Origin of the sequence: Pseudomonas sp. S30_BP2TU TE3576 (genome assembly GCF_050436025.1) — a bacterium.
Lineage (GTDB): Bacteria > Pseudomonadota > Gammaproteobacteria > Pseudomonadales > Pseudomonadaceae > Aquipseudomonas.
In genome coordinates this window covers 2,626,231-2,639,374 of the sequence record NZ_JBNDLK010000001.1, presented here as the reverse complement: position 1 = coordinate 2,639,374, position 13,144 = coordinate 2,626,231, and the positions used below count along the sequence as shown (strand labels likewise).

14 protein-coding genes are annotated in these 13,144 nt (G+C 61.8%); all 14 read right to left on the bottom strand.

Annotation, left to right across the window (positions count from 1 at the left end; all coding sequences use genetic code 11):
* Positions 1 to 63: 63 nt before the first annotated feature.
* Positions 64 to 369 carry an urease subunit beta gene (locus ABIA48_RS12010; RefSeq protein ID WP_007990856.1) on the bottom strand — a complete coding sequence of 102 codons (306 nt, stop codon included), beginning with the start codon at positions 367 to 369 and terminating at the stop codon, positions 64 to 66.
* A complete protein-coding gene (locus ABIA48_RS12005; RefSeq protein WP_007990854.1) occupies positions 369 to 902 on the bottom strand; it encodes a GNAT family N-acetyltransferase in 534 nt (177 codons plus the stop codon). The genes ABIA48_RS12010 and ABIA48_RS12005 overlap by 1 nt, the downstream gene beginning before the upstream one ends.
* 6 nt (positions 903 to 908) lie before the next feature.
* Positions 909 to 1,442 carry a GNAT family N-acetyltransferase gene (locus ABIA48_RS12000; protein ID WP_007990852.1) on the bottom strand — a complete coding sequence of 178 codons (534 nt, stop codon included), beginning with the start codon at positions 1,440 to 1,442 and terminating at the stop codon, positions 909 to 911.
* A gap of 9 nt (positions 1,443 to 1,451) precedes the next feature.
* On the bottom strand, positions 1,452 to 1,754 hold the full coding sequence (gene ureA, locus ABIA48_RS11995; RefSeq protein ID WP_007907366.1) for an urease subunit gamma: 303 nt from the start codon (positions 1,752 to 1,754) through the stop codon (positions 1,452 to 1,454).
* Positions 1,755 to 1,909: 155 nt separating this feature from the next.
* Positions 1,910 to 2,746, bottom strand: a complete 837-nt coding sequence (locus tag ABIA48_RS11990; protein ID WP_429488834.1) for an urease accessory protein UreD — start codon at positions 2,744 to 2,746, stop codon at positions 1,910 to 1,912.
* 42 nt (positions 2,747 to 2,788) lie between these two features.
* Positions 2,789 to 3,487, bottom strand: coding sequence for an urea ABC transporter ATP-binding subunit UrtE (gene urtE / locus ABIA48_RS11985; RefSeq protein WP_429488832.1), 699 nt, complete (start codon positions 3,485 to 3,487; stop codon positions 2,789 to 2,791).
* A 133-nt stretch (positions 3,488 to 3,620) separates the two neighbouring features.
* Positions 3,621 to 4,490: an urea ABC transporter ATP-binding protein UrtD gene (urtD, locus tag ABIA48_RS11980; RefSeq protein WP_429488830.1), complete on the bottom strand. Its 870-nt coding sequence runs from the start codon at positions 4,488 to 4,490 to the stop codon at positions 3,621 to 3,623.
* On the bottom strand, positions 4,487 to 5,566 hold the full coding sequence (gene urtC, locus ABIA48_RS11975; RefSeq protein ID WP_429488828.1) for an urea ABC transporter permease subunit UrtC: 1,080 nt from the start codon (positions 5,564 to 5,566) through the stop codon (positions 4,487 to 4,489). The genes urtD and urtC overlap by 4 nt, the downstream gene beginning before the upstream one ends.
* On the bottom strand, positions 5,566 to 7,068 hold the full coding sequence (gene urtB, locus ABIA48_RS11970; RefSeq protein WP_429488826.1) for an urea ABC transporter permease subunit UrtB: 1,503 nt from the start codon (positions 7,066 to 7,068) through the stop codon (positions 5,566 to 5,568). The genes urtC and urtB overlap by 1 nt, the downstream gene beginning before the upstream one ends.
* A 153-nt stretch (positions 7,069 to 7,221) precedes the next feature.
* Positions 7,222 to 8,487, bottom strand: a complete 1,266-nt coding sequence (gene urtA, locus ABIA48_RS11965; RefSeq protein WP_429488824.1) for an urea ABC transporter substrate-binding protein — start codon at positions 8,485 to 8,487, stop codon at positions 7,222 to 7,224.
* Positions 8,488 to 8,828: 341 nt separating this feature from the next.
* Positions 8,829 to 9,839 (bottom strand): FecCD family ABC transporter permease, encoded by a 1,011-nt coding sequence (locus ABIA48_RS11960; protein ID WP_429488823.1) that lies wholly within the window; start codon positions 9,837 to 9,839, stop codon positions 8,829 to 8,831.
* Entirely contained in the window at positions 9,836 to 10,795 is a 960-nt protein-coding gene (locus ABIA48_RS11955) for an ABC transporter substrate-binding protein (RefSeq protein ID WP_429488821.1), read from the bottom strand. Before ABIA48_RS11955 ends, ABIA48_RS11960 begins: the two co-directional genes overlap by 4 nt.
* Positions 10,792 to 11,580 carry an ABC transporter ATP-binding protein gene (locus ABIA48_RS11950; RefSeq protein ID WP_429488819.1) on the bottom strand — a complete coding sequence of 263 codons (789 nt, stop codon included), beginning with the start codon at positions 11,578 to 11,580 and terminating at the stop codon, positions 10,792 to 10,794. The genes ABIA48_RS11955 and ABIA48_RS11950 overlap by 4 nt, the downstream gene beginning before the upstream one ends.
* Before the next feature lie 180 nt (positions 11,581 to 11,760).
* Positions 11,761 to 13,140 carry a PepSY-associated TM helix domain-containing protein gene (locus ABIA48_RS11945; protein WP_429488817.1) on the bottom strand — a complete coding sequence of 460 codons (1,380 nt, stop codon included), beginning with the start codon at positions 13,138 to 13,140 and terminating at the stop codon, positions 11,761 to 11,763.
* Positions 13,141 to 13,144: the final 4 nt, after the last annotated feature.

Sequence of the window (13,144 nt, the reverse complement as noted above, 5' to 3'; positions counted from 1 at the left end):
GGAACCCGGTCGAATGTGGGAGCGGGCTTGCTCGCGAAGGGGCCGGTGCAGACATCGCATTAATCAGAGCTCACCCATGATCCGCCCGGCAAACCCGAACACCCGACGATGCCCGGCCAGATCCACCAACTCGACCTCGCGGCTCTGCCCCGGTTCGAAGCGCACGGCGGTGCCGGCGGGGATGTTCAGGCGCATACCGCGACTGGCGGCGCGGTCGAACGTGAGCGCGTCGTTGGTTTCGAAAAAGTGGTAATGCGAGCCAACCTGGATCGGCCGGTCGCCACTGTTGGCCACCTTCAGGCTGACGGTGCGCCGGCCGACGTTGAGTTCAATCTCGCCGGGCTGGATCTGGTATTCACCGGGAATCATCAATGGGCTCCCTGGAGAATCTTGTAGTAGAGGGCGGTCGGCTTGTAGCGGCCGCTCGGGTCGCAGGCGTAGTCGGGAATTTCGCCGGCGCGGGTGTAACCCAGCGCCTTGTAGAAATCTTCCGCCGGCGAGCCCGCTTCGGTGTCGAGGTAAAGCATGCCGCGCTTGTGCTGCAGGGCGGCCTGCTCAAGCGCAGTCATCAATTGTTGGCCGAGACCGCGACGTCGCGCCTGTTCGCGCACCAGCAGTTTTTGCACCTCGGCACGGTTCAGCCCGTTGGCTTTCTGGCACAGCGTCAGTTGCACGCTGGCCAGCACCTGCTCGTCCTTGACCACCACCCACAGCAACACATTGCCCTTGTTCAGGTTCTCCTGAACTTCATCAAAATACGCGCGGGCCTGGGTGGCATCGAGGTCGGCCATGAAGCCGACACTGGCGCCATAGCCGACGGCATCGAGCAGCAGGTCAATCAATCCCTGACGATAGTGCGCAAAGCTTTCAACGTTGACGCGTCGCAGTTGGGCGGGGTTCATCGGGTATCACTCCTTGCTGGCGCTCGGCGGTTGCGCGCCAGGATTGAGGGTCAGTTGCATGAAGGTCAGGTCCAGCCAGCGACCGAACTTGGTACCGACCTGGGGCATTTGCCCGGTGGTCACGAAGCCGATGCGCTCGTGCAAACGAATGGATGCAGCGTTGCCACTTTCGATGGCGGCGACCATCACGTGCTTGCCGCCGTCTTTGGCGCGTTCGATCAGCGCTACCATCAGTTTCGGGCCGAGGCCGTTGCCGCGCTGATCGCTGCGCACGTAGACCGAGTGCTCGACGGTGTGACGGAAACCGTCGAACGGTCGCCAGTCGCCGAACGAGGCATAACCGAGCACCGAGTTGTCGGCATCGACAATCACCAGAATCGGATAGCGCTGGGATTGCCGGGCGCTGAACCAGGCCTGGCGGTTTTCGAGGTCGACCGCTTGCTCGTTCCAGATCGCCGTGGTGTTGAGCACCGCGTCGTTGTAGATGTCGCGGATGGCCGGCAGATCGGCAGATACGGCATCGCGGATGTGGTAAGTCATGGTGCGGCCTCAGGCGATGGGTTGGTGGACGGTGACCAGTTTGGTGCCGTCGGGGAAGGTGGCCTCGACCTGGATTTCCGGGATCATTTCCGGGATGCCTTCCATCACTTGTTCGCGGCTCAGCAGGGTGGTACCGAAGTGCATCAGCTCGGCCACGGTCTGCCCGTCGCGTGCGCCTTCAAGCAGGGCGGCGGAGATGTAGGCCATGGCCTCCGGGTAATTGAGTTTCACACCGCGAGCCAAACGCCGCTCGGCCACCAGGCCGGCGGTGAAGATCAGCAACTTGTCTTTTTCGCGTGGGGTCAGGTCCATCGTAGACATCCATCCGGGCAGGTTAAAAAGTTCGGATCTGTGAATACAAACCCTGTGGGAGCGGGCTTGCTCGCGAATGCGGAGTGTCATTCAACATCAATGCTGACTGGCCCACCGCATTCGCGAGCAAGCCCGCTCCCACATTCGATCGCATTTCAGGTGTTCCATATTCTGGGTGGCACGGCCTCGCGACCCAGCAGGGCAGGGCGCAACAACCTCCACAAATCGATCAGCCAACCCCGCGCCAACAACGCTTCACTGGCCAGACACCGCGCCACCAGCAGCCCCGGCAACTGGGTCAGATCCCCGCGCACGTCGTTGGGCAGCGAGCGGCAGGTTTCCAGCAATTCGCTATCGATCTGACCCGTTACCAGCAACGTCGCAAACACCGGTTGCCCATCCAGGCCAATCGGTGAATCCAGCAAGCCGTCCGCCCCGACAATGCGCTGGCGTTCATGCCAGAGCAACTGGCCGTCGCGGTGGATATCCAGTTGCGCCTGGAAGTGTCCAAGGTCGAAGCGCTCGCCACTGGCCGGGCGGCCCAGGGCCACGACATCCCAGTAAAACAGCCGCGCATCGCCTTCAAGGTCAATAGTGGTGCTGAGTTCAGCCTGGGCAGCGCTGAAAATGATCGTCTCCTGGGGCAGCCATTCCAGTGTCGCGCCGGCCGCCACCGTCAACTTCAGCTGCTGATAAGCGGGGCCGGCGGCGCGATACCACTTGGCCGCACCGGGGCTGGTGATTTGTGCCCAGGCGTCGCGCTCGACGCTGACTGCGATGTCCAGTCGATCACCGCCGGCGATCCCGCCGGGCGGGTGGACGATGATGTGCTGGCAGACTTCCGGGCCTTCGGCATACAGGTGTTTTTGTACCCGCAACGGACCTTTGTGCCGGCGCAGAACCGGGCGCGTGGTTTCGCCGAACCGGGCGTAACCCAGTTCGAGCTCGGCATGCCAACTGGGCGTGAACAAAAGGGAGGCAGGTAGATTCATGGTTTCTAATTATCGTTAGGATGCTACAGATTAGATTGAACCTTAGATGGTAACCAGGCCGCGCACACCTTCGGCTTCCATATTTTCACCACGGCCCTGTTGCACGATCTGGCCCCGGGACATCACCAGGTATTGATCGGCCAGTTCGGCGGCGAAATCGTAGAACTGCTCCACCAGCAAAATCGCCATGTCGCCCCGGGCTGCGAGTTTTTTGATCACTGCACCGATTTCCTTGATCACCGACGGCTGGATGCCTTCAGTGGGCTCGTCGAGGATCAGCAGGCGCGGGCGACTGGCCAGCGCCCGGCCGATGGCCAGTTGTTGTTGCTGGCCACCGGACAGGTCGCCGCCGCGCCGTTGCTTCATTTGCAACAGCACCGGGAACAGCTCGTAGATAAACGCCGGGACTTCCTTGGCGTCGCTGCCTGGAAAGCGCGACAAACCCATCAGCAGGTTCTCTTCCACGGTGAGGCGGCCGAAGATCTCCCGGCCCTGGGGGACGTAGGCAATGCCGGCATGCACGCGCTGGTGCGGCTTGAACGAAGTGATGGGTTTGCCTTCCCAGTTCACCGCGCCTTCCCTGGCCGGCAGCAGGCCCATCAGGCATTTGAGCAGGGTGGTCTTGCCCACGCCGTTGCGCCCGAGCAGACAGGTGACTTCGCCGACCTTCACGTCAAATGTCAGGCCGCGCAGGATGTGGCTTCCGCCGTAGTACTGGTGCAGTTTGTCGACTTGCAGCATTTCCAGACTCTCCTCAAATCCCCTGTGGGAGCGGGCTTGCTCGCGAATGCGGACTGACATTCAACATTTGCATCGACTGACACACCGCTTTCGCGAGCAAGCCCGCTCCCACATTTGGATGGCATTCACATGCCTATCGACCGAGATACACCTCGATCACCCGCTCGTTGTCCTGTACCTGCTCCAGCGACCCTTCCGCCAGCACGCTGCCCTGATGCAACACGGTGACGTGGTCGGCAATCGAGCCGACGAAACCCATGTCGTGTTCCACCACCATCAGCGAATGCTTGCCGGCCAGGGTTTTGAACAGCTCGGCGGTGAATTCGGTTTCGGCGTCGGTCATGCCCGCCACCGGTTCATCGAGCAGCAGCAATTGCGGGTCCTGCATCAGCAGCATGCCGATCTCCAGGAACTGCTTCTGGCCGTGGGACAGCAGGCCGGCCGGGCGATTGACCGAGCTGGTCAGGCGAATGGTCTCCAGCACTTCGGCGATGCGGTCTTGTTGTTCACCGTTCAAGCACGCTCGCAGGCTGGCCCACACCGACTTGTCGGTTTTCTGCGCCAGTTCCAGGTTCTCGAACACGCTCAAGGCTTCGAACACCGTCGGCTTCTGGAACTTGCGACCGATACCGGCCTGGGCGATCTGCACTTCGCTCATCTGCGTCAGGTCCAGGGTTTCGCCGAACCAGGCCTTGCCGTGGCTGGGCCGGGTCTTGCCGGTGATCACGTCCATCAGCGTGGTCTTGCCCGCGCCATTGGGGCCGATGATGCAGCGCAACTCACCAACGCCGATGTACAGGTTCAAATCGTTCAGCGCCTTGAAGCCGTCGAAGCTGACGCTGATGTCTTCCAGGGTCAGGATGGTGCCGTGGCGGGTGTTCAGGCCTTTGCCGGCGCGCTGGCCGAGGCCGATGGCGTCACGGCTGCTGCCGGCGTCCTTGTTGGGTTCTACGGGGAAAAACGCCGGTTCGAGCATGAATTCAGCGGTTGCCGTGATTCTCATGATTCACCTCTTTTCTTCAGCAGACCGATCACGCCTTTGGGCAAGTACAGGGTCACGACGATGAACAGTGCGCCGAGGAAAAACAGCCAGTACTCGGGGAAGGCCACGGTGAACCAGCTCTTCATGCCATTGACCACGCCGGCACCGAGCAACGGGCCGATCAGCGTGCCGCGCCCGCCAAGGGCCACCCACACAGCCGCTTCGATCGAGTTGGTCGGCGACATTTCACTCGGGTTGATGATGCCGACTTGCGGCACGTACAACGCGCCGGCCAGACCGCACAACACTGCACTCAACACCCAGACGAACAACTTGAACCCGCGAGGATCGTAGCCGCAGAACATCAAGCGGTTCTCCGCATCACGCAGGGCGGTCAGCACCCGACCGAACTTGCTCTGCGCCAGGCGCCAGCCGATGTACAGGCTGGCCACCAGCAACAGTACCGTGGCGGAAAACAGCACCGCGCGTGTGCCCGGTTCGGTGATGCCGAAGCCGAGAATCGTGCGGAAGTTGGTGAAGCCGTTGTTGCCGCCAAAACCGGTTTCGTTGCGGAAGAACAGCAACATGCCGGCGAAGGTCAGGGCCTGGGTCATGATCGAGAAATACACGCCCTTGATCCGCGAGCGGAAGGCGAAGAAGCCGAACACCAGCGCCAGCAGCCCCGGTGCCAATACCACCAGGCACAGGGTCCAGAGGAAGCTGCTGGTGCCGGTCCAGAACCACGGCATTTCGGTCCACGACAGGAAGGTCATGAACGCCGGCAGGCCATCCCCCGAGGCCTGGCGCATCAGGTACATGCCCATGGCGTAACCGCCGAGGGCGAAGAACAAACCGTGGCCGAGGGACAGCAGGCCGGCATAACCCCAGACCAGATCCAGCGCCAGGGCGACGATGGCGTAACAGAGGATTTTGCCCACCAGGGTCAGTGTGTAGGCGGAGACGTGCAGCGTGCTATCCGCCGGCAACAGCGACAGCAGCGGCAATGCCAGCAGCAGAGCGAGGATCACCGCACCGACGGCAATCGTGACTTTTGGGCCGGCCTTTTGTGTGGCCTTGAGCATCAGGGGCTGGTTCATCAGTCGATCACCCGTCCTTTGAGTGCGAAGAGACCTTGCGGACGTTTCTGGATGAACAGAATGATCAGCGCGAGGATGAGGATCTTGCCGAGCACGGCACCGATCTGCGGTTCGAGAATTTTGTTAGCTATCCCTAAGCCGAATGCGGCCAAAACACTACCGGCCAACTGGCCGACACCACCAAGCACCACCACCAGGAACGAATCGATGATGTAGCTCTGGCCGAGGTCCGGGCCGACGTTGCCGATCTGGCTCAGGGCCACGCCACCGAGGCCGGCGATGCCCGAGCCGAGGCCGAAGGCGAGCATGTCCACGCGCCCGGTAGGCACGCCGCAGCAGGCAGCCATGTTGCGGTTCTGGGTGACCGCCCGCACGTTCAGGCCCAGGCGCGTCTTGTTCAGCAGCAGCCAGGTCAGCACCACCACAAACAGTGCAAAGGCAATGATGACGATGCGGTTGTAGGGCAGCACAAGATTGGGCAACACCTGAATCCCGCCCGACAGCCAGGCCGGGTTGGCCACTTCGACGTTCTGCGCGCCGAACAGCAACCGGACAAGTTGAATCAGCATGAGGCTGATACCCCAGGTGGCGAGCAGGGTTTCCAGCGGACGGCCGTAGAGGTGGCGAATCACCGTGCGCTCCAGCGCCATACCGATGGCGGCGGTGACGAAAAACGCCACCGGCAACGCGATCAATGGATAGAACTCGATGGCCTGCGGCGCGAAGCGCTGGAACATCAGTTGCACTACATAGGTCGAGTAGGCGCCGAGCATCAGCATCTCGCCGTGGGCCATGTTGATCACGCCGAGCAGGCCGAAGGTGATTGCCAGGCCGAGGGCGGCGAGCAGCAGTATCGAGCCCAGCGACATGCCGCTGAAGGCCTGGCCAAGCATCTCGCCGACCAGCAGTTTGCGTTTGACTTGAGCGAGGCTGGTTTCAGCGGCGGTACGTACATTCGCATCGGTTTCGACGCCCGGCTCCAGCAGGCTTTCGAGGCGGGTGCGGGCCAGCGGGTCGCCGGTCTCGCCGAGCAAGCGCACGGCGGCGAGGCGCACGGCCGGGTCAGCGTCCACCAATTGCAGATTGGCCAGGGCCAGGCTGAGGGCGGCGTGAACACTCTCGTCCTTCTCGCCCGCCAGTTGCTGGTCGAGGAGTTTCAATAGCGCCGGCCTGGCGCTTTTCTGCAATTGCTGCGCGGCGGCCAGACGGGTTTTGGCGTCGGCGGCGAGCAACTGATGGCTGGCCAGGGCGGTGTCGATCAAACCCCGCAGGCGGTTGTTCAGGCGCAGGGTTTTCGGTTGGCCGTCGACGGTCAACTCGCCTTGTTGCAGGGCGTTGATCAGCTCGATGCGCACCGGATCGGGCTGCGCGGCCCAGGTTTCCAGCAGTTTGGCTTGTTGCACGGGATTGGCGGCAACAAAGTCTTCGGCGTCACCGGCGTGGGCAGCCATCGGCAACAGCAGGGCGATGGTGAGGAAGAAGCGGTAGAGGGCAGTGGGCATATGCTTGGCCTTGCGCGGACTAAATGTGGGAGCGGGCTTGCTCGCGAAAGCGGTGTGTCTGTCACATAGTTGTTGGATGTGCCGCCGTCTTCGCGAGCAAGCCCGCTCCCACAGGAGTTGTGTTGGGCCTGAACAATCTTCAGGCCCAATGGCTTAGTTGCTCTTCACCGCATATTCCGGTTTCTTGTCATTGCCCGGGATGAACGGGCTCCACGGCTGGGCACGGATCGGCCCTTCGGTCTGCCACACCACGTTGAACTGACCGTCAGACTGGATCTCGCCAATCATCACTGGTTTGTGCAGGTGGTGATTGGTCTTGTCCATGGTCAGCGTGTAGCCGGACGGCGCGGCAAAGGTCTGGCCGGCCAGGGCTTCGCGGACTTTGTCGACGTCTGTGGACTTGGCTTTTTCCGCCGCTTGCGCCCACATGTGGATGCCGACGTAGGTGGCTTCCATCGGGTCGTTGGTCACCGCTTTGTCGGCGCCCGGCAGGTTGTGTTTTTTGGCGTAGGCTTTCCAGTCGTCGACGAACTTTCTGTTCACCGGGTTCTCGACCGATTCGAAGTAGTTCCACGCCGCCAGGTTGCCCACCAGTGGCTTGGTGTCGATGCCGCGCAGTTCTTCTTCGCCCACCGAGAACGCCACGACCGGAACGTCGGTGGCTTTCAGGCCCTGGTTGGCCAGCTCTTTATAGAACGGCACGTTGGAGTCGCCGTTGACGGTGGAGATGACTGCGGTCTTGCCGCCCGCCGAGAATTTTTTGATGTTGGCGACGATGGTCTGGTAGTCGCTGTGACCGAACGGGGTGTAGACCTCTTCGATGTCCTTGTCGGCCACGCCTTTGGAGTGCAGGAACGAACGCAGGATCTTGTTGGTGGTGCGCGGGTAGACGTAGTCGGTGCCGAGCAGGAAGTAGCGTTTGGCGCTGCCGCCTTCTTCGCTCATCAGGTATTCAACGGCAGGGATCGCCTGCTGGTTCGGCGCGGCGCCGGTATAGAACACGTTCGGCGACATTTCTTCGCCTTCGTACTGCACCGGGTAGAACAGCAAGCCATTGAGCTCTTCGAACACCGGCAATACCGATTTACGCGACACGGAAGTCCAGCAACCGAACACCACGGCGACCTTGTCCTGGGTCAGCAACTGGCGACCCTTCTCGGCGAACAGTGGCCAGTTCGACGCCGGGTCGACCACCACCGGTTCCAGCATCTTGCCGTTCACGCCGCCCTTGGCGTTGATCTCGTCGATGGTCATCAGCGCCATGTCTTTCAACGACGTTTCGGAGATCGCCATGGTCCCGGACAACGAATGCAGAATACCGACCTTGATGGTCTCGGCGGCCTGGACGGTCCAGGTCATGCCCATTGCGGCAATGGATGCCGAGAGAGTGAAAGCCTTGATCAAACTGCGACGCTTCATTGTGCGATCTCCATGAACTTATGAGTTTTCTTGGTTGGCAGATGCGGACTACTGAAGGTGTGTTTTGCAAGGGCTGTGCCCGGTCGGCAAAAGGCAGGGGAATGTCGTTTTAGAGCGGTTGGGCGTTGACGGGATGCACCATGAAAGAACGCTGTTGGCGCGTTGGTGCAGGCGGCCGCGCCAGATTGGGGCGCAGATATCACGAACGACACCGTCCCCTGTGGGAGCGAGCTTGCTCGCGATAGCGGTGAGTCTGTCACCTCGATGCTGACTATGCCGCCGCCATCGCGAGCAAGCTCGCTCCCACAGTGTTAGTGGTTGTCTGCCGAATTTGTGTCGGATCAACGACGGCGCATCAAACCGATAAAGAACAAGCCGCCAATTGCGGCGGTAGCGACGCCGATGGGAAGGTCTTCCGGAGCGATCATTGTCCGGGCCGCGACGTCCACCCACACCAGGAAAACGCTGCCGAGCAACACGCACACCGGCAGCAACCGGCGATGCTCGGCACCGACCAGACGTCGCGCAATATGCGGCACCATCAGCCCGACAAAACCGATCGAGCCGCTGATCGACACCAGCACCCCGGTCATCAATGACGCAATCAAAAACACCCGCAGGCGCACGGTGCGTGCGTTCAGGCCCAGGGTCACCGCAGTCTGTTCGCCGGCCATCAGCGCATTCAGCGGTCGCGCCATGCCCAGCAGCAGAATCAGCCCGAGCAACACACTGGCTGTCGGCACCGCCAGCAGTTCCCAGCGTGCCAGCCCAAGCCCGCCGAGCATCCAGAACATGACCGCCGAGCTGGCTCGATGGTCGCCGAGAAACAGCAGCAAATTGGCAATCGCCATCATCACGAACGACACCGCCACGCCACACAGCAGCAAGCGGTCACTGTCGAGTCGACCGTTGCGGTTGGCGATCATCAGCACCACCAGCATGCTCAGCAATGCACCGATAAATGCCGCGATCGGCAAGGTCAGCAGGCCAACGATTTCTCCCACATGCAGCACCACGATCACGGCACCCAACGTCGCGCCGGACGTGACGCCGAGCAAATGCGGGTCAGCCAACGGATTGCGCGTCACCGCTTGCAGCACCGCGCCGACCAACGCCAGCCCGGCGCCCACCAGCGCACCGAGGAGCATGCGCGGGACACGGATCAACCAGACGATATGTTCCTGCCCAGGGCTCCAGTCCGGCACACCGAAGCCGAACTGTTTGTGCAACAGGATGCGCCACACCACATCCAGCGGCACCCGCGCCGGGCCGAAACCCAGGGACACCACGCACGACAACAGCAACAGTGCACCGAGGGCAATCAGCAACAGGGCATAGCGACGGTTGATCATTCGCCGTGGAAACCCTTGGCCAGGGTTGCGACCGCCAGCACATTGTCGATCCCCGGCGTGGCCTGCACGTAGGGGATGACGATGAAGCGCCGGTTCTTGATCGCGTCCACCGATTGCAGGGCTTTGTTGCCCAGCAGGAATTGAATCTTCTGTTCGGCGGTGATTTCGCTGTAGTCGACGATCACGATCACCTGCGGATTGCGCTCGACCACGCTCTCCCAGTTTACCCGGGTCCAGCTCGCGTCGACATCCTCCAGGATATTGCGCCCGCCAGCGGCATCGATCAGCGCTTGCGGCATGCCCAGCCGGCCGGAGGTCATGGCCCGGTCTTCGCCGCTGTCGTACAGGAAGACCCGCGGTTTTGCCGCGGGCAGGTCTTTGCGAATGTCCGCCACTTGCGCCTGCATGTTGGCGATCAGGGCATTGGCGCGGTCCTGCACGTCGAAGATCCTGCCGAGGTTGCGCAGGTCGTTGTAGGTGTCTTCGAGGCTGGCCGGCGGGCGCTTCATCACGAAGGCGCAGGACTCGCTCAGCTCATACACATTGATGCCCAGCGGTTGCAGGGTTTGTGGCGTGAGGTCGCCGCCGACGCGCATGCCGTAATCCCATCCGGCGAAGAAAAAATCGACGTTGGCATTGAGCAGGGTTTCCACTGACGGGTACTTGGCTGCCAGCTCCGGCAGACCGTCGAGCAGCGACTGCATGTCGGGTGTCACGGCCTTCCAGCCACTGACGCCGCTATAGCCGGCCATTCGCGGCTTGAGGCCGAGGGCGAGCATCATCTGGGTCATGTTGATGTCGTGGCTGAGGGCGTGTTGCGGTGCCTGCCTGAAGGTCACTTCACGGTCGCAACTGCGGATCGTCAGCGGGTAACGGGTGGCGTCGGCCAACGCCTCGGCGCTGCCCGACAGCATCGTCAGGCAGAGGCTGCAGCGCAGCAGGGAAGGCAAATTCATGGTTGGGTTATCCAGGTGATTCGTGGGTAGCCGTGCAAGGGATGTTCATCGATCAGGGCTTCGACGCCGAACACATTGCGCAGCAGCGCAGCCGTCAGGACTTCTTTCGGCGTGCCGCTGGCGACGATGCGGCCGTGGTTGATCACGTACAGCCGATCACAAAAAGCCGCCGCCAGATTGAGGTCATGGATGCTCGCCAGGGTGCCGATGTCCAGGCGCTTGACCAACTTCAAAAGCTCAAGCTGATAGCGTGGGTCGAGGTGGTTGGTCGGCTCGTCGAGGATCAGCAACTGTGGCTGCTGGGCCAGGGCGCGGGCGAGGATGACCCGCTGTTTTTCGCCACCGGAGAGGGTGGCGAACCCGTGATCCTCGAAGCCCTTGAGGCCGACGGACTCCAGGGCCTGATTGATGAGATTTGCGTCTTCCAGCGTGTCGCCATCGAACAAGCCTTTGTGCGGCGTGCGCCCCATGGCGACGACTTCGTCGACGGTCAGGCCGAAGGCATCGGGAAACTCCTGCAACACCACGGCGATGCGTTGCGCACACCAGCGTGAGGACTGCTTCCAGACATTGTGGTGATCAAGCCTGACCTCGCCGCTTTCCGGTTTGCTGAAGCGCCAGGCACAACGCAACAGGCTGGTCTTGCCGCTGCCGTTGGGGCCGATCAGCCCGACGAACTCACTGGCGGCCACCTGCACACAGGCATCACGCAGCTGGAATTGGTGATGGCAATGGCCGTGGCCCAGTGGAGTCCAGGAAATGTTTGCGAGGTTCAGCGAGGTCATGCAGTGGCTCTTGGGGTGGTGCTGATGGCCTCTTCGCGAGCAAGCCCGCTCCCACAAAAATTGCGTGAATCCTGTGGGAGCGGGCTTGCTCGCGAAGAGGCCCGAAAGGACACCCTGAATGCGAGAGGGTGACGCGCGGGGGAGTTTACAGCCCATTGAGCCCCGCGCATCTCGCCTGTTTCAAGATGAAGATGAAGCCGATTCAGCTTGTCGGGTGAGGCGCGACAGCAGCAGGCGATCCAGCACCCACACCGCCACCAGCGAAGCACCCACCAACGGAAAGGCCACCGCCAAGGCAAACATGATCACCATCGCGGTTTTCCATTTCGGCAGGTCGTGGCGCAGCGGCGGCACGCCGAGTTTTCCTTGCGGGCGACGCTTCCACCAGATCACCACGCCGCTGACGGCGCTGAGCAGAATCATCAGGCAGATCAACAACACCACGATCTGGTTGAACACGCCGAACATCTTGCCTTCGTGCAGCATCACGCCGATTTCCGTGGCGCGGGCGACGCTGCCGTAGTGTTCGAAACGCACGTCGGCCAGAACCTTGCCGGTGTATTGATCGATGTGCAACGTGGCGTCATTGCGCGGGTCGTCGGCGAACACCGAGATGGTGAACACGCCGGTCGCGGATTTCGGCAAAGTGATGCTGTAGCCCGGTTCGACCTTACTCTGCGTGGCGATGTTTTGTACGTCTTGCAGGCTGATAGTCGGCGCTGCCGGGCCGGCGTGCGCACCGTCGTGGGCCATGTGTTCGGCATGGTCGCCGGACATCGGCATCGGCGTATTTTCCATGGCCCATGGCACGGTCTGGCGGGTCGCGGTGTTGAGGCTGCGCGCTTCGACATCGGACTTCGGCACGTCATCCCACATTGTCGCCGGAAAGACGTTCCATACCGCCGCGTACTGCTGGCCCCAGAACCCGGTCCAGGTCATGCCGCTGAGCAGCATCACCAGCAGCAGGGACGCACCCCAGAACCCGGTGACCGCGTGCAGGTCACGCCACAATACGCGCCCGCGACTGTTCAAGCGTGGCCATAGAATGCCCGCCGCCTGACCGCGCGGCCACCACAGGAAAACCCCGGAAACCACCAGCACCACCCCCCAACCGGCGGCCAGTTCGATCAGCCGATCGCCGACGGTGCCGATCATCAGCTCACCGTGAATCGCCCGCGCGATGGCTTGCAGATTGTTCTTGGCGTCTTGCTCGCCGAGGATGTCGCCGTGGTACGGGTCGACAAATACATTCAGCTCGTTGCCGCCATTGAGCACGACAAACTGTGCGCTGCGTTCGGCATTGACCGGTGGCAGGTACTGCTTGATCGTTGCTTGTGGATACGCGTCTTTCACACGCTTGAGCAGGTCGTCGGCCGGGACGGTGTGATGACCGGCCGGGACGTTGAGCAGGCTGCTGTACATCAACGAATCGAGCTGCGGTTTGAACAAATAAATGGTGCCGGTCATGGCCAGCATCACCATGAAGGGCGCAACGAACAATCCGGCATAGAAATGCCAGCGCCACGCCAGGTTGTAGAAATTCACTTTGGGCTGTTTCATCACG